Below are 16,794 nucleotides of genomic sequence, written 5' to 3' on the forward strand. Positions count from 1 at the left end.
GGGGGTCGAGGGAGGCGCCGAGGGCGGGGGAGTCCACCACCGCCGCGCTCCGCTCCAGCCCGGCCAGCGCCCGGGAGACCGAGGCCCCGGCGGTGGAGCCGAACTCGGCCAGGTCCGCCAGGCCCTCGTCGAGGCCGACCGCGTCCTCGCCCAGCCCGACGGTGAGCGCGATGGTCTCGCAGACCGCGTCCAGGTCGTCCAGCTCCAGCACGTTCTGCCCGAGCAGTTCGCGCCAGGCGGCCAGCACGTGGCCGTTGCGGGAGTTGCTCGCCCCGGCGGGGAGGATGAAGTAGACGTCGTACATCCGGGTCAGCTCGGCGACGAGGTCCTCGGTGGGGATGTCCCGCCGCAGCCGGTCGCCGATCACCGCGGCGACCTCGCGCCGCTTGACCGCCGGGTACGGCAGCTCGTCGCCGATGATGAACAGGTAGCCGCGGCGGCCCCGCTTCTCGTAGCAGTCGATCGAGGTGTGCCGGGCCATGAAGTACATCGCGAGCTCGTAGGACTCGGTCATCTGGCCGCCGCCCCCGCCCTCCAGCAGGATCTTGCCGAGGTGCTCGTCCATCCGGTTGTCGGACTCGAACTGGGCGATCTGCAGCGGGGCCCGGTCGCAGGTGGCGTCGCCGATCGCGCCGAACAGGATCTGCGGGTCGGTGGCGTAGCCCTTGCGCAGCAGCAGGCCGAGCAGGTCGGGCAGCCTGGTCTGCAGGGTGCGCGGCACCCCGCCCATCGAGCCGGTCACGTCGAAGAGCACGGCCACGGCCAGGGAGGCGGGGTGCTCGGCGGAGTCGCGGCTCTCCCGGGCCGCCACGCCGTGCGGGTCCAGGTCGCCGTGCACGGTGCGCGCGCCGGAGTCGCTGTAGGCGAAGGCGCTGGCGCCCTTGGCCGCCCGGAGGCGGGAGGCGGCGGAGTAGACGTCGGTGGACCAGATTCCGCTTCCCATGAGGGGATCCTCTTCCTTGAAGGGGTCGCTGCAGGTGGAGTCGCTGGGGGTCGCTACAGGTGGAGGGGCCGGTACTTGCGCGGCCCGTACAGGTCGTCGAGGAGTTCGTCGAGTTCGGCGAGGAGCCGCCAGGCGTCGCGCGGCGGGGCGAGCAGGCTGCCCCGGAGGAAGGCGCGCATCGGCCCGGGGACGCGCCCGGCCGGGTCGCCGGGGCCGGAGAGGGCGAGGGAGCCGGGGCGGGTGAGCCGGTCGGGGCGCACACCCATCAGGGCGGCGACGCAGCGGGTGGCCAGGCGGATGTCCAAGGCCTCGGTCGCCGGCCCCCGGGCGAGGACGTCCGGCGGGTAGTCCGCGCGGCGCCGGGTGACCAGGGCGGTCAGCGGGGCGCCGACCGGCACCGACTGGCTCCAGTCGACGAGGACCAGGCCGTGCTCGACGGGGTGGACCAGGACGTGCTGCCCGAAGACCGCCCCGTGCACGATCCCGGCCCGGTGCGCGGTGCCGACCGCGACCAGCAGCCGCCGCCAGATCCAGGCCGCGTCCCGGGGGTCCAGCACCGGCCGCCGCCGCTCGACCTCCTCCAGGGTCAGGAACCCGTCCGGCACCCGGCTGATCACGTTGACGTGCCGCTCCACCCCGTCCGCGCGGTGCCGGAAGGAGTCCACCAGGCGCGGCACGTACGGCAGGAGCAGCGGGTCGGCCTCGCGTTCGAGTGTCCGGAGCGATTCGGCCTCGCGCCGCATGAGGTCGTTGTCGGCCGGGCCGAGGGGGAGCTTGAGCAGCATGTCGTGCGCGCAGGCGCGGAGCACGGCGGTGGCGCCCCGGTGGAGCGTCCCGCCGACCCGGTAGGTCCCGCCCGCGGTGGTGATCACCGTCTCCGGTTCGGCGCGGTCGCCGGGGGGGCGCCCCGCGCCGCGCGGCCCAGAGCGTGGCCAGCCGGGCGAAGGCCTCCGGGGCGCCGGACGCGGTGGTCAGGTCGGGGTGGAGGCACCGGGCGAGCCGCCGGTAGGTCCGGTGCGGCGCGTCCCCGCCGAACAGGTCCTGCGGTGTCCTGGCGGCGTTGACCAGGGCGATCGCCTCGGCGGTGGTGGTCACCGCACCTCCTCCTCCCGCTCGGGCCGGAGCAGGGCCGGGTGGAGGAGCCGGGCGTCGCCCGCGCGGTAGAGCCTGGCCCGGGGGCCGCCCCGGGGGCCGCCGCTCTCGGTGGTCTCCCCGGTGCTCTCCACGAACCCGGGGACCGACAGGACCTTGCGGTGGAAGTTGCCGGCGTGCAGCGGCGCCCCCCAGACGGCCTCGTAGACCCCGCGCAGCTCGGAGATGGTGAACGTCTCGCCGACGAAGGCGGTGGCCAGCGGGGTGTACTCCAGCTTGGCCCGCGCCCGGTCGAGGGCGTGGTCGAGGATGCGCGCGTGGTCGAAGGCCAGTTCGGGCAGGTGGTCGACGCCGTACCAGGCGGCGTCGGCGGCGTCCGACCCCGCCTGGGGGTCGGGCAGGTCGGGCGCGAAGGCCAGGTAGGAGACCGAGACGATCCGCATCCGGGGGTCGCGGTCCGGCGCCCCGTAACTGGCGAGCTGCTCGATGTGCACGCGGTCGGCCATCCCGGTCTCCTCGGCCAGCTCCCTGGCGGCGGCCTGGTCCAGGTCCTCGCCCGGCCGGATGAAGCCGCCGGGCAGCGCCCAGCGTCCCGCGAACGGCGGCTCGCCCCGCTCGACCAGGAGCACGTGCAGCACCCCGCCGAGGATGGTGAGCGCCACCACGTCGACGGTCACGGCGACCGGCGGGAACTCCCGCGGGTCGTAGGCCGCCAGGTACTCGCTTTCACCGCTCATCACACGTCCTTCTCATTCTGAGATGGTCTCAGTATGAGAAGAACGATGGGCCGTGTCAATCCCTCCTCCCGTACGGCGAGGCCCGGCGGCCGACGGGCCCCGGGGCGGGTCCGGAGGGCGGATCGAGAGGGCGGGCCCGTACGCCGCCCGGGAACGGAGAAGGGGCGGTCCCGTGTCACGGGACCGCCCCTCATCGCTGACCTGCCGCGGGAGCAGGGGATTCTCGTCCTCCGGGAGCGGCCGTCTCAGGGCCGTCCCGCGGAGTGACCGCTCAGAACGCGTCCTCCGGGAGCTCCATCAGGTCCTGGCCGGTGGCGGCGAGGATGCGGCGCTCGGCGGAGATCCGGGGCAGCACGGTCTGGGCGAAGAAGGTGGCCGCGGCCACCTTGCCGGTGTAGAAGGACCGGTCCTCCTCGGAGGAGCCCAGCGCGGCCAGGGCGATCTCGGCCTGGCGCAGGAGCAGCCAGCCGATCACCAGGTCGCCCAGGGCGAGCAGGAACCGGGTGGTGTTGAGGCCGACCTTGTAGACCTCCTTCGGGTCCTCCATCGAGCCGATCGCCCAGCCGGCCATCGTGTCGGCCATGGCCTTGACCTCGTCGGCGGCCTCGTCGAGCAGGGCGCGCTCCACCTTCAGGCGGCCGTTGCCCGCCTCGGAGGCGGCGAAGGCCTTGACGTCGGTGTAGAGCGAGCCGAGCGCGGCGCCCTGGTTGCGCAGGACCTTGCGGAAGAACAGGTCCAGGCCCTGGATCGCGGTGGTGCCCTCGTAGAGGGAGTCGATCTTGGCGTCCCGGATGTACTGCTCGATCGGGTACTCCTGCAGGTAACCGGAGCCGCCCAGGGTCTGCAGCGAGCGGGAGAGCATCTCGTAGGAGCGCTCGGAGCCGACGCCCTTGACCAGCGGGAGCAGCAGGTCGTTCATCGCCTCGGCGTGCTCGTCCCGGCGGCCCTCGAACTCGGCGATCTGCACCGCGTCCTGGTAGGTGGCGGTCAGCAGGACCAGCGCCCGCATGCCCTCGGCGTACGATTTCTGGAGCATGAGCTCGCGGCGCACGTCCGGGTGGTGCGTGACGGTCACGCGCGGGGCGGTCTTGTCGGCCATCTGGGTCAGGTCGGCGCCCTGCACGCGGGACTTGGCGTACTCCAGCGCGTTGAGGTAGCCGGTGGACAGGGTGGCGATCGCCTTGGTGCCCACCATCATGCGGGCCTGCTCGATCACCATGAACATCTGCTTGATGCCCTCGTGCACGTCGCCGACGAGCGTGCCGACCGCCGGGTGCTTGTCGCCGAAGGTGAGCTCGCAGGTCGTGGAGACCTTCAGGCCCATCTTCTTCTCGACGTTGGTGACGTAGACGCCGTTGCGCTCGCCGAGCTCGCCGGTCTCCAGGTCCACGTGGTACTTCGGCACCAGGAACATCGACAGGCCCTTGGTGCCGGGGCCGTGGCCCTCGGGGCGGGCCAGCACGAGGTGGAAGATGTTGTCGGCCATGTCGTGCTCGGCGCTGGTGATGAAGCGCTTGACGCCCTCGATGTGCCAGGTGCCGTCGGGCTGTTGTACGGCCTTGGCTCGGCCGGCGCCCACGTCGGAGCCCGCGTCGGGCTCGGTGAGCACCATGGTGGCGCCCCACTGGCGCTCGATGGCCAGCTCGGCGAAGCGCTTCTGCTCGTCGTTGCCGATGGTGTGCAGGATGTGGGCGAAACCGGGACCGCTGGAGTACATCCACAGCGCCGGGTTGGAGCCGAGGATGAGCTCGGCCAGGGCCCACGCCACGCTGCGCGGCACGCCGGGGCCGCCCATCTCGGCGGGCAGGTCGAGGTTGGTCCAGCCGGCGTCGCGCATGGCGAAGTAGGACTTCTTGATGCCCTCGGGCATCTTCACCGTGCTGGTCGCGGCGTCGAACACCGGAGGCGTGCGGTCGCCCTCCTCGAAGGAGTCGGCGAGCACGCCGGTGGCCATCCGGTTGAGCTCCTCCAGCATGCTGCGGACGACGTCCTCGTCCAGGTCGGCGAAGCGACCTGTGCCCAGGATCTCCCGGCGTCCGAACATCTCGAAGAGATTGAACTCCAGGTCACGGATGTTGCTCTTGTAGTGGCCCATGGGGTCTGCTCCTTGAAGCCGGGGGTCCGGGGTCGCTGTACTCGGGACAGGCATGTACTCGCGAGTAACCTTACCGAGAATGCTACCCGCCGGTAACCGCTAAAAAACAGGCCCGACAGGGACGTTTGTCACATGGTTATGGGGAACAGATGACCTCCCTGGCGCCACCCCCGGCGGACGGGAGCGTGCTGGACGCGGGTGCGGGCGCCGGCGGCTGGAGTGGAGTACGGCGGCGCGACAGGGTGACCGCCGTAACCCGTTGGACGGTTACGTAACCTCCTTGACGGTTTAGCCGGTGTCGCGGTTGGCTGGACGCATGATTGACATCGACTACGTCACCTTCGACTGCGCCCGGCCGTACGAGCTGGCGGCCTTCTGGCGCGACGCCACGGGCTACGAGATCCCCCCGGAGACCGGGGCGGACGACGACGAGGTCCTGCTGCGCGGCAAGGTCAACCTGCTGTTCATTCGGGTCCCCGAGGGCAAGGCCGTCAAGAACCGCGTCCACCTGGACGTCACCGGCTCCGCGGGCTCCACCCGCGATCAGGAGGTCGAACGGCTGCTCGCCCTCGGGGCCGCGGTCCAGGCCGACCGGCGAGCCCCCGACGGCTCCGGTTGGGTGACCATGCTCGACCCCGAGGGCAACGAGTTCTGCGTCTGTCGGAGCGAGGCCGAGATCTCCGGCGCGGCCGGGAAGGAGTAGCCGCGAGGAAGGACCCGCTCGGTGAACGCGGGGAGGACCCGCTCGGTGAACGCAGGCAGGGCCCGCTCAGTGGCCGCGGGGCAGGGACGCCTGCTTCCGCCCGCCGAGGACCAGGGCGAGCACCGCGGTGACCAGGTAGACCGCGACGCCGCCCTGGAGCGCGTCCAGGGCCGCGCTGAACGGCCCTTCGCGGTCGATGAGGAGCTGGACGGGGTACATCAGCACGGCGGAGCCGAGCGCGGGATAGAGGGAGAAGCGCCAGGGGTGGTTGCGCGCCCACTGGCGGGCCGACCGGGTCACCCGGTCGGCGACGTCCGGCCTGGTGACCGAGCCGACCGCCGCGACCATGGAGAACAGGCTGATGCCGAGGCACAGGGCCCAGGTCAGGCTGGCGTCGCCCGGCAGGATGACCCCCAGCCCGAAGCTGGTGACCGCCGCCGCGCCGCCGGTCACCGCCGCGGCCTTCCAGGGGGCGCCGCGCAGGGCCGCGCCGGACAGGGACATCTCGTCACGTCGAGTCAGTTCCTCTTTCATGTCTCCAGGCTGCCCTTTCGGCCCCCTCGTCCACATCGGGGGACGACCCTGATTCCTCCCCTACCTGCGGACGCGCCCGAGCTCAGGATTCCCACCGATCCGGCCCGCGCCGGGGACGTCCCGACGCGCCGCACACTTTTTCGAAAGAATGTGCGAGTTGTCCGTGCGGGGTGCTCAGGGGCGAGGTAGCGTTGGGGTCATCGGAAGCCGGTCCCCCCTTCGGCGTCCACCCGTCTTCACCGGGCTTCATCAGGCTTCACCGGGCTTCATAGGGGGATCGATGCTCGCCCTCGCGCGCTGGCAGCGGGTCGCGGTGGTCGCGCTGCTCATCCTGCCGATCCTCGTGATCGTCCTGCTCTCCGTGCCGGTCTGGATGTCCTGGCCCTGGCTCCGCGCCGAGCGCCGGGCGGACGTGCTCGCCCTGGTGGAGAAGCTGACCGCGTGCCTCAGGGCATTCGTGCGGGCCGACCGGCTGGTCTCCGGTGAGCCCGAGGGCCGCCGATAGGCTGATCGTCATGTCGGCGGCCTTCCGCCCCGCCCGTCCCGCCGACTCCTCGCGGGCGTGGCTCACCGGGCGGGGGTACGGCTCACACCGGCGCGATCTCCACGAGATTGTCGTGGTAGGTGCCGCCCCGGCCCAGATCGGCGTCACGCTCGGCCACCACGGCGTTGACCGTCGAGCCGCCCGGGCTGAGCTTGCGCCAGTGCCCCTTGGTGGACGCCACCACGCCGGGCCGTACCGCCTCGGTGACCTCCACCTCGGCCTCGAACGCGCCGCCCGCGTTGAAGACGCGGGCCCGCCGGCCGTCGGCCAGGCCCCGCGCCGCCGCGTCGGCCGGATTCACCAGGACCCGGGGGCCCTTCGAACGCCGCCGCAGCTCGGGGTTGTTGCCGAAGGTCGTGTTCAGGAAGGTGTGGGACGCCGGGGTGACCAGGGCCAGCGGATACGCCTCCCGCGCGGCCGTGGCCGTGTGCGGCGGGACATAGGCCGTCCCTTCGGGGAAGCGCAGCCTGCCCGACGGGGTGGGGAACCCCTCGGCGAAGGGCAGGAACGGCCGCGGCACGTTCAGCCGGACCCAGCCCTCCTTCCGGAGCCGGTCCACCGTGATCCCGTCCAGGGACGGGTGACCGGAGGAGAGCAGCTGCTCGGCCAGCTCCAGGTCGGAGTCGAACAGCGACGGCTCGGTCAGCCCCATGTGCCGGGCCAGGCGGCGGAAGGTCTCGGTGGTGGACAGGCACTCGCCCGGCGGCGGGACGGCCGGCTCGTTCCACAGCAGATACATGTGGCCGTAGCCGGCGTGCAGGTCCAGGTGCTCGGTCTGCATCGTCGCCGGGAGCACGAGGTCGGCGTAGTCGACGGTGTCGGTCGCGAACTGCTCCATCACCACCGTGAACAGGTCCTCGCGCAGCAGCCGTTCGCGGATGCGGTTCTGGTCGGGGGAGGAGCCCACCGGGTTGGCGCCGTAGACCCACAGGCACTTCACCGACTCGTCCAGCTCGCTCGCGAGCCGGGTCATGGTGAGCGTGCGGACCGGCCGCGCCAGCAGGTGGTCGCGGGTGTCGATGTCCAGGTGGATGTGGCCGCTGGTGGAGTAGGCGATCCCGCCGCCGGGCCGGCGCCAGTCGCCGGTCACCGCGGGGATCGCCGCGAGCGCCCGCAGCGCCGCCCCGCCGCCCGCGTGCCGCTGGATCCCCATCGTGGCGCGGATGCCGGTGGGCCTGGTGCGGGCCAGGCGCAGGCCCAGGGCGCGGACGTCCTCCTCGGGCAGCCCGGTGATCTCCGCCACCCGCTCCGGGGGGTGGCGGAGGATCTCCTCGCGGAACGCCTCCCAGCCCTCGGTGTGCCGCTCCAGGTAGTCGCGGTCCTCCGCGCCCTCGGCGAGCACGACGTGGAGCAGCCCGAGCGCCAGGGCGGCGTCGGTGCCCGGCCGGATGGGCAGGTGCTCGTCGGCCTGCTCGGCGGTGCGGGTCCGGATCGGGTCGACCGCCACCACGTGGGCGCCGGCCGCACGGGCGTCCTGGATGAACTTCCACAGGTGGTGCCCGCTGGTCAGCGTGTTGGTGCCCCAGAGCAGGATCAGCCTCGACGACGCGAAGTCCTCGGGGTCCATGCCGCCGGGAGTGCCGTTGATCTCCGTCAGTCCCGCGTTGCCCGCCGCCGAGCAGATGTTCAGGTGGTGCCGGGACGCGCCGAGCACGTTCCAGAACCGGCGGCCCGCCACGCCCTCGCAGCCCTGCAGGTAGCCGAGGCTCCCGGTGCCGTTGTAGGGCCAGATCGCCTCGCCGCCGTGCTCGTCGACGATCGCGCGCAGCCGTACGGAGATCTCCTCCAGGGCCTCGTCCCAGGTGATCCGCTCGAACTCGCCCGAGCCCTTGGGCCCGACGCGCCGCATCGGGTGCAGGAGGCGGTCGGCCGCCCGGGTGTGCTCCAGATAGCGGTTGACCTTCACGCACAGCGCACCGCGTGTGTAGGGGTGGTCGGGGTTGCCGCGCATCTTCACGGCCTCGCCGCCGGCGACCGTCACCACCCATGAGCACGTGTCCGGGCAGTCCAGCGGACACGCCCCCAGGATCTGCAGTTCACCCGACATGGACCCGACTGTAGCCGCGGAGCCGTGAGGACGGGAAAAGGGGCACGGCCGCCCGGCCGTACCCCCCGTCTGCGGCCGCCTGGCCGTACCCCGTGCTGCGGCCGCCCGCTACGAGGGCACGCCGGCGTGGTCGTGACCGTGGCCGAGACCGCCCCCGCCGGAGCCCGTCTGCTCGGAGCCCGTCTGCCCAGAGCCCGTCTGCCCGGAGCCGCCGTCGGCCGCCGCCCGGCCGGAACGGGTGGAACCGCCGGGCAGGGCCGGGCTGTAGGCGTAGGTGAACGCCGCGGTGGCGATCGCGCCGCTGTTCACCCGCAGGGCCTTGTCGCTGATGTTGGAGATGGTGTCGCAGGCCTTGTGGTAGCACTTGTCGTACGCCACCCCGGTCCGGCCGCCGAACTTCGCGGCCTCCGCCGCGGTCTTGACGCCCTCCGCGCCGGTGAACAGCCCGCCCGCCGGGATGCCCGCCGCGATGAAGGGCCCGTAGTCCGAGCGGCCGGTGAAGTCGGTCCCGGTGTACGGCTGGCGGGCGGTCCTGAAGTACGACTCGAAGAGCTTCTCGATCTCGTCCGAGCCCGCCGGACCGGCCGGGGAGCCGGTGCGGTCCGAGTCGTCGCCGTCGTATATGCCGAAGACGTGGTTGGGGGAGGCGATCATGTCGAAGTTCAGGTAGAGCTTGATCCTGGCCTTCTCCGCGGCGGACAGCCCCGCCACGTAGTGCTCGGAGCCGAGCAGGCCCAGCTCCTCGGCGCCCCAGAAGGCGAAACGCAGCCTGTTCCTCGTCTGCAGGCCCCCGGCCTGGATCGCGGTCTCCAGCACCCCCGCGCTGCCCGAGCCGTTGTCGTTGATGCCGGGCCCCTCCGGGACGCTGTCCAGGTGCGCGCCGAGCATGGCCACCTTGTCCGGGTCGCCCCAGCGGCTCTCGGCCAGCACGTTGTGGGTCCTGCGGTGCGGATCGCCCTCGGTGCGCGCGGTGAGGGTCACCACCGTCCCCGCGGCGGACAGTTCCCTGCCCACCGCGAACGTGGTCCCGACGACCGGGATGTTCACGGTCGTCCCGCCGAGGGTGCCGCCGACCAGTCCCCGGCGGTCGGCCCTGCCCTCGCCCGCCTGCCCCTCGTTGAAGATGATCACACCGCGGGCCCCGGCGGCCTGCGCGTTCTCCGCCTTGACCTGGAAGGTGCAGGTGCCGCGCTGCAGGAGCGCGATGTCACCCGGGGTGAAACCGGCGAAGTCGGCCGCCTCGCAGCCGGAGGTGGAACGGTTGGGGGTCGCGGGCGGCGGCAGCTTCACGTCCACGGCCCGGACCGCGGCGGTGACGCTGCCCGACCCGGAGTACGTCATGACCCGGAAGTGGGTCATCCGGGTGTAGGCCTTCGCCGAGGGGGCGACCCGGCGCATCGTGGTCTTGGCGATCTCGCGGAAGAAGGGGAACTCGAACTCCTGCAGGGTGACCCGGTAGCCGGCCTCGCGCAGCCGGTCGGCCACGTAGCCGGCCGACGCGTCGTAGCCGGGGGTGCCCGCCGCCCGGGTGCCGCCGTTGGCGTCGGCGATCTCCTGGAACGCCTGCAGGTGCCGCTTGACGGCGGGGGCCTTGACCGCCTGGCTGAGCGTCCGGGGATCCGGGGCGGCCCCGGCCGGAGCGGCGGAGACGACGGGCAGGACCACGGCCGAAACCGCGGTGACGGCGGCCATCAGGCCCCTGTGCGCGCGCGTGCGCATGCGGAACTCCTCCTCTGAACCAGTGGAGCGGGAAATCCCCGTGATCGCGGTCGCGATCAGGCGGAACATGTCCGGACGAATGGAACCTGATATGCGTTTCTCGACATTTGTTATCGAGTGCAGTCAAATAGCTGTAGACATCGCAGGTGGCGGGGCAGATGACAGGGCATGGGACGAGCTTTTCAGGTCGGTCCCGCCCCGGGCCGGCGATCGCGCGAACCGGAGGGTCAATTCTCCGTCTCGGACGGGCGGCCGACGCCCGCGGGAACCGCTCCGGACGGAAGTGTGGGGCGGTGGGATGGACGGAGCCGCGCCTGTGGAGACTGGAAGGAAAGATCGGTGACGCAGATCCAGCACGAAACAGGCAGAATCGCAGGCGGTGAGAAATATCAAGGAACGCGGGGAGAGGACCGCCGCCGTCGGCACGCCGCCGGGCGGCGACCCCGCCGTGCTCGTCGTCGAGCCGCTGCTGCCCCAGCGCATCCGCCGCCCCTCCGACGCGCTGCGCTTCCTGGCCACCCTGCTGGCGCTGGCGGCCGTGATCCTCCTCGCGCTGGTCGCCAAGAAGACGCTCAACGGCCTGGAGGCCGACGTCACCGAGGGCACCAGGCGCGTGCCGTTCCTGCTGAGCGGCCTGGTCGGCGTGCTGGGCGGCGGTGCCATGCTCGCCATCCCGGCCGCCTACGCGATCGAGCGGGTGATCCACCGCGACGGCCTGCGCGTCGCCGAGGGCCTGTTCGCCGCGATCGCCGGAATGGTCCTCTCATTCGTCCTCGGCGAGTGGATCATCGCCGCCGGCGCCGAGGACCTGCGCCTGCTGCTCACCGGCGGCCGCACCGGCGTCGAGCCGCTCAACACCCTGCTCACCTCGGTCATCGCCTACACCACCGCGGTGCGCATCTCCAACCGCCCCACCTGGCGCGCCGCCCTGTGGACGGCGGTCGCGGTGAACGCGATCGCGCTGTTCGCCGGACTGGCCGCGACCGTGCTCGGCATCGTCGTCTCCATCCTGGTCGGACTCGCCGTCGGCTACGCCACGCTGTACGGCGTGGGCAGCCCCAACACCCGCCCGCCCGGCAGCGCGATCGTCGCCGCCGTCCGCAAGCTGGGTTTCCACCCGGTCAAGGCCCGCAGACTCGACGACGACCACCAGAGCAGCCGCCGGTACGCCGTCGGGCTGCGGGACGGCAGCCGCCTCGACGTCACCGTCCTCGACCGCGACCGCCAGGTCGCCGGCCTGCTCTACCGCCTCTGGCGGCGCATCCGCCTCAGCTCCGAGACCCGCCGCAAGGCCATCCGCTCGCTCCGCGCCGAACTGGAGCGCGAGGCCCTGATGGCGTACGCCGCGCACGCCGCCGGAGCCAGCACCCCCCGGCTCGTCGGCACCAGCGAGATCGGCTCCGAGGCCGCGCTGCTCGTCTACGAGCACACCCCGACCCGTGCGCTGGAGGACATCCCGGACGAGGAGATCGACGACGACCTGCTCGCCCAGATCTGGGAGCAGGTCCTCCTGCTGCAGGTCCAGCGCCTGGCCCACCGGCGGCTGACCGGCGACAGCATCCACGTCGACGACGAGGGCCGGGTCATCCTGATGGACGCCCGCAGCGGCGAGATCGCCGCCGGAGACCTGCTGCTCAGCCTGGACATCGCCCAGCTGCTCACCTACCTCAGCCTCCGGGTCGGGGCCGAGCGCGCGGTCCGCGCCGCCGCGACCGTGGCGGGGCCGCACACGCTGGCCGCGGCGCTCCCGCTGCTCCAGCGGATCGCGCTCACCCGCGAGACCAGGGTGGCGCTGAGCAAGGACAAGGAACTGCTGCCCGCGATCCGGGAGCGGATCGTCGAGCTGGAGCCCAGGGCCGAGGCCGAGACGATCCGCCTGGAGCGGTTCCGCCCGAAGACCCTCTTCACGATCATCGCCAGCGCCTTCGCCGCGTACTTCCTGGTCACCTACCTGGCCCAGACCAACCTGAACACGATCACCACGGCCAAGTGGGGCTGGACCGGGGTGGCGTTCGCCGCCGCGATGCTGAGCTACGTCGCCGCCGCCCTGATGCTCATGGGCTTCGTGCCGGAGAGGCTCCCCCTCGGCCGGACCGTGCTGGTGCAGTTCGCCGGGTCGTTCGTGAAGCTGGTCGCCCCGGCCGCGGTGAGCGGCGTCGCCATCAACACCCGCTACCTGCAGCGGCGGGGCATCCCGCCGGGCCAGGCGGTGGCCAGCGTGGGCGCCTCCCAGTTCGTCGGGCTCGCCTTCCACATCACGCTGCTGCTGCTGTTCGCCTACATCACCGGCTCCGGCACGGCCGCGTCCTTCACCCCGTCGCGGACCCTGGTCTTCGTGCTGCTCGCCGTGGCCGTGCTGGTGCTCTTCTTGATGGGCGTGCCGCGCCTGCGCCGCATGGTGACCTCGCGGGTGCGCTCGCTGTTCTCCGGGGTCGTGCCGCGCCTGCTGGACGTGCTCCAGTCCCCCCGGAAGATCGCCGAGGGCTTCACCGGCACGCTGCTGCTGACGATCTTCTTCGTCGTCTGCCTGGACGCCTGCGTGCGGGCCTTCGGCGGATCCCTCAACTTCGCCGCCGTCGCGGTGGTCTTCCTGGCCGGCAACGCCATCGGCTCGGCCGCCCCCACGCCCGGCGGCCTCGGCGCGGTGGAGTTCTCCCTCGCGACCGGCCTCACCCTCGCCGGCCTCGAACCGGGGACCGCCGCCTCCGCGGTGCTGCTGTTCCGGCTGCTCACCTTCTGGTTCCCGGTCCTGCCCGGCTGGGCCTCGTTCGCCTACCTGCAGCGGAACGAGGCCCTGTAGCCGGACCGGACCCGGCGTCCCCACGGCCGGACGTCTCCGCACGGCCGGAGGCGTCGCCACGGCCGGTCTTACCCAAGGCCGGTCTTACCTACGGCCGGACGTCTCCGCACGGCTAACCGGTGCAGAGGTCGACGCCGGCCTCGACCGCGTCCGCGTCGATGGCCGCCAGCTCCTCCGGGGTGAAGGAGAGGTTCCGCACCGCCCCGAGGCTGTCCTCCAGCTGCCGCACGCTGCTCGCGCCGATCAGCACCGAGGTCACCCGCCGGTCCCGCAGCGCCCAGGCCAGCGCCATCTGCGCCAGCGACTGGCCGCGCGCCGAGGCGATCTCATTGAGCCTGCGCACGTGCCGCATGGTCTGCTCGGTGAGCATCTCCGGTTTGAGGAAGTGACCCAGCGAGGCCCGCGACCCCTCCGGGATCCGCCGAGGTAGCGGTCGGTCAGCATGCCCTGCGCCAGCGGCGAGAACGCGATGCAGCCCGCCCCCTCGGCCTCCAGCACGTCCAGCAGGCCGCCCTCGATCCACCGGTTCAGCATCGAGTACGACGGCTGGTGGATCAGCAGCGGCGTGCCCATCTCCCGCAGGATCCGCGCCGCCTCGGCGGTCTGCTCCGGCGAGTACGACGAGATCCCGGCGTACAGCGCCCGCCCGGACCGGACCGCGTGGTCCAGCGCGCCCATCGTCTCCTCCAGCGGCGTGTCCGGGTCGGGCCGGTGGCTGTAGAAGATGTCGACGTACTCCAGGCCCATGCGCTTGAGCGACTGGTCCAGGCTGGCCAGCAGGTACTTGCGCGAGCCCCACTCGCCGTACGGCCCCGGCCACATGTCGTAGCCCGCCTTCGTCGAGACGACCAGCTCGTCGCGGTAGCGGGCGAAGTCCTCCCGCAGGTGCCGCCCGAAGTTCGCCTCCGCCGAGCCGTACGGCGGGCCGTAGTTGTTGGCCAGGTCGAAGTGGGTCACCCCGAGATCGAAGGCCCGGCGCAGGATGGCCCGCTGCGTCTCGAACGGCTTGTCGTCGCCGAAGTTGTGCCAGAGCCCCAGCGAGACCGCGGGCAGCTTGAGCCCGCTCCTGCCGACCCGGTTGTACGGCTGCCGCCCGTCGTAGCGGTCGTCGGCCGCCCGGTAGTCATCGGAGGTCACTGCGCCGCCTTCGCGGTGTCGAGGATCCAGGAGAGGGTGAATGCCTCCTCGCGCCAGGAGTCGTACCTGCCGCTCCGGCCGCCGTGCCCGGCGCCCATCTCCGTCTTGAGCAGGAACGGCCCGCCGCGCGCGGTGTCGCGGAGCTTCGCGATCCACTTGGCGGGCTCGTGGTAGAGCACCCGGGTGTCGTTGAGACTGGTGATCGCCAGGATCGGCGGGTAGACCCGGCCGTCCACGTTCTCGTACGGCGTGTACGACTTCATGTACGCGTACACGTCCGGGTCGTGCAGCGGGTCGCCCCACTCGTCCCACTCGATGACGGTGAGCGGGAGCGACGGGTCGAGGATCGTGTTCAGCGCGTCCACGAACGGCACCTCGGCGACCACGCCGGCGAAGGACTCGGGCGCGAGGTTGGCGACCGCGCCCATCAACAGCCCGCCCGCCGACCCGCCGCGCGCGATGACGCCGGAGGACCAGCCGGCGGCCTTGAGGTGCTCGGCGCAGGCGACGAAGTCGGTGAAGGTGTTCTTCTTCCGCTGGAACTTCCCGTCCTCGTACCACCGGCGGCCCATCTCGCCGCCGCCCCTGATGTGCGCGATGGCGAAGACGAAGCCCCGGTCCAGCAGGCTGAGCCTGGCCACCGAGAACGACGGGTCGACCGAGATCTCGTAGCTGCCGTAGCCGTACAGGACCGTGGGCGCCGGCCGGTCGGTGCCCTTCCGCACCGCGATGGAGATCGGCACGCGGGTGCCGTCCGGGGCGGTCGCCCACTCGCGGAACTGCTCGTAGTCGGCCGGGTCGTAACCGCCGAGCACGGGCTTGCGCTTCAGCAGGATCAGCTCCCGCGCCGCCAGGTCGTAGTCGTAGACCGACGGCGGCGTGATCATGCTGGTGTAGCCGATGCGGAGCCGCCCGGTGACGAACTCCGGGTTCCCGGAGGGCGCCACGTCGTAGATCGGCTCCGGCAGGTCGATCTCGTACGGTTCACCGCCCGCGGGCAGGACGCGGATGCCGGTGAGGCCGTCGCGACGGAAATGCACGACGGTGTGGCCGGAGAAGGCGTCGACGTCCAGCAGCCGGGTGTCCTCGCGGTGCGCGATCAGCGGCGTCCAGGTGCCTGGGTCGTCGAGCGGGGCCGTGGCCAGCTCGAAGTTCTCCGCGTTCTTGTTGTGCAGGACCAGGAAGTGGTCGCCGGCGTGGTCGAGGCCGTACTCGACGCCGGTCTCCCGGGGGCGCACGACGCGGAACTCGCCGGTCGGGCGGTCCGCCTCCAGGATCCGGATCTCGCTGGTGATCTTGCTTCCGGCGGAGAGGATCAGGTAGCGCTCGCTGCGGGTGAGGCCGACGCCGATCCAGAACCGCTCGTCCCCCTCCTCGTGGACGAGCACGTCCTCGGCGGCCGGGGTGCCGACGGTGTGCCGGTAGACGCGGTAGGGGCGCCAGGCCTCGTCGACCGTGGTGTAGAAGAACGTGGTCCCGTCGGCGGACCAGGCGCCGCCGTAGAAGATGCCGGGGATCTCGTCGGGGAGGGCCTGGCCGGTGACGAGGTTCTTCATCTTGAGGGTGAATCGCTCGTCGCCGGTGAAGTTCACCGAGTAGGCCAGCAGGGTGCCGTCCGGGCTCACCGCGCTGGTGCCGAGGGCGAAGAAGTCGCTCTCGCCGGCCAGCTCGTTGCCGTCGAGCATGACCTGCTCGCCGGGGAGCGGCTCGCCGGCCCTCAGCTCCGGAGGGGTCTCGCCCGCGGCGGCCACCCGGCACTGGATGCCGTACTGCTTGCCCTCCTCGGTCCGGGAGTAGTACCACCAGTCGCCCTTGCGGGTGGGGACGGACAGGTCCGTCTCCAGGGTCCGGCCCTTGATCTCCTGGAAGATCGTCTCCTGGAGCGGCTTCAGATGGGCGGTCGTCTGCTGGGTGTAGGCGTTCTCGGCCTCGAGATAGGCGATCGTCTCGGGATCATCCTTGACCGTCAGCCATGCGTAGTGGTCGATCACGGTGTCCCCGTGGTGCACGCGCTCGCTGGGGACCTTCTTCGCCGTAGGCGGCATCTCGCTGCTCACCCCGACGAGTCTATGGTTCCGGCGGGTTCGGACCTGATCAGGGAATCGGCGCGCCCACTGATGTGTTGTCATGGTTCGACCACGTGCCAGTGCGTTCATCCGGGTGCGTCCATCCCCAGGATCCGGACCGCCTGATTCGTGGTTCCGTCTCAAGCGGTCCCCGGGGACTGCTAATCTTTTGACGTCGCCAAGATCCGGCGCAAACCACTCCACTCACTCAGGTGACTTCGGTGTGGCTTGCCGTGTTCTGTCGACAATCCCCTGAAACCAACGGCTTCAGAGATCGGTTCGCAGAACCGCTCAAGGGCTGGTAAGTTTGAGGGGTTGCCCCGGAAACGGGGCGGTCTGAATTCCAGACGGATCGGTCGGACCGGGTCAAATTGACA

Annotated in this window: 11 protein-coding genes and 1 pseudogene; 3 read left to right on the top strand and 9 right to left on the bottom strand. The window is 71.7% G+C overall.

Features of this window, described 5'->3' with window-relative positions; translation table 11 throughout:
• The 4 genes from ACWJ6R_RS13520 to ACWJ6R_RS13535 form a co-directional block, all read right to left on the bottom strand.
• Positions 1–943 (bottom strand): hypothetical protein (locus ACWJ6R_RS13520; protein ID WP_449062550.1); only part of this gene is annotated, 943 nt, incomplete at its 3' end.
• Positions 944–996: 53 nt separating this feature from the next.
• The gene (locus ACWJ6R_RS13525; protein WP_449062551.1) at positions 997–1,815 is read right to left on the bottom strand and encodes a molecular chaperone DnaJ; all 819 of its coding nucleotides are present in this window, start codon (positions 1,813–1,815) and stop codon (positions 997–999) included.
• 219 nt (positions 1,816–2,034) lie between these two features.
• Positions 2,035–2,772: an NUDIX hydrolase gene (locus tag ACWJ6R_RS13530; RefSeq protein ID WP_449062552.1), complete on the bottom strand. Its 738-nt coding sequence runs from the start codon at positions 2,770–2,772 to the stop codon at positions 2,035–2,037.
• A 271-nt stretch (positions 2,773–3,043) separates the two neighbouring features.
• On the bottom strand, positions 3,044–4,867 hold the full coding sequence (locus tag ACWJ6R_RS13535) for an acyl-CoA dehydrogenase (protein ID WP_449062553.1): 1,824 nt from the start codon (positions 4,865–4,867) through the stop codon (positions 3,044–3,046).
• 316 nt (positions 4,868–5,183) lie between these two features.
• Between ACWJ6R_RS13535 and ACWJ6R_RS13540 the strand changes: the two genes are divergently transcribed.
• A complete protein-coding gene (locus ACWJ6R_RS13540; protein WP_449062554.1) occupies positions 5,184–5,570 on the top strand; it encodes a VOC family protein in 387 nt (128 codons plus the stop codon).
• A gap of 66 nt (positions 5,571–5,636) precedes the next feature.
• On the opposite strand, the gene ACWJ6R_RS13545 is transcribed toward ACWJ6R_RS13540, so the two are convergent.
• Positions 5,637–6,104 (bottom strand): hypothetical protein, encoded by a 468-nt coding sequence (locus tag ACWJ6R_RS13545; protein ID WP_449062555.1) that lies wholly within the window; start codon positions 6,102–6,104, stop codon positions 5,637–5,639.
• 280 nt (positions 6,105–6,384) lie between these two features.
• Here ACWJ6R_RS13545 and ACWJ6R_RS13550 point away from each other — a divergent pair, with 280 nt between their 5' ends.
• Positions 6,385–6,609 (top strand): hypothetical protein, encoded by a 225-nt coding sequence (locus ACWJ6R_RS13550; protein ID WP_449062556.1) that lies wholly within the window; start codon positions 6,385–6,387, stop codon positions 6,607–6,609.
• A gap of 82 nt (positions 6,610–6,691) precedes the next feature.
• Here the strand turns inward: ACWJ6R_RS13550 and ACWJ6R_RS13555 are convergent, their stop codons facing one another.
• Complete coding sequence (locus tag ACWJ6R_RS13555) at positions 6,692–8,695, bottom strand: molybdopterin-containing oxidoreductase family protein (protein ID WP_449062557.1); 2,004 nt, start codon at positions 8,693–8,695, stop codon at positions 6,692–6,694.
• 108 nt (positions 8,696–8,803) lie between these two features.
• Positions 8,804–10,414 carry a M28 family metallopeptidase gene (locus ACWJ6R_RS13560; RefSeq protein WP_449062558.1) on the bottom strand — a complete coding sequence of 537 codons (1,611 nt, stop codon included), beginning with the start codon at positions 10,412–10,414 and terminating at the stop codon, positions 8,804–8,806.
• Positions 10,415–10,793: 379 nt separating this feature from the next.
• Between ACWJ6R_RS13560 and ACWJ6R_RS13565 the strand changes: the two genes are divergently transcribed.
• The gene (locus tag ACWJ6R_RS13565) at positions 10,794–13,214 is read left to right on the top strand and encodes a lysylphosphatidylglycerol synthase transmembrane domain-containing protein (RefSeq protein WP_449062559.1); all 2,421 of its coding nucleotides are present in this window, start codon (positions 10,794–10,796) and stop codon (positions 13,212–13,214) included.
• A gap of 112 nt (positions 13,215–13,326) precedes the next feature.
• Here the strand turns inward: ACWJ6R_RS13565 and mgrA are convergent.
• Together mgrA and ACWJ6R_RS13575 are read right to left on the bottom strand one after the other, a co-directional pair.
• A pseudogene (gene mgrA, locus ACWJ6R_RS13570) lies at positions 13,327–14,351 on the bottom strand (L-glyceraldehyde 3-phosphate reductase).
• Positions 14,348–16,408 (bottom strand): S9 family peptidase, encoded by a 2,061-nt coding sequence (locus tag ACWJ6R_RS13575; protein WP_449062560.1) that lies wholly within the window; start codon positions 16,406–16,408, stop codon positions 14,348–14,350. Before ACWJ6R_RS13575 ends, mgrA begins: the two are co-directional and overlap by 4 nt.
• Positions 16,409–16,794 lie beyond the last annotated feature (386 nt).

It is taken from the genome of Planomonospora algeriensis, assembly GCF_977012225.1.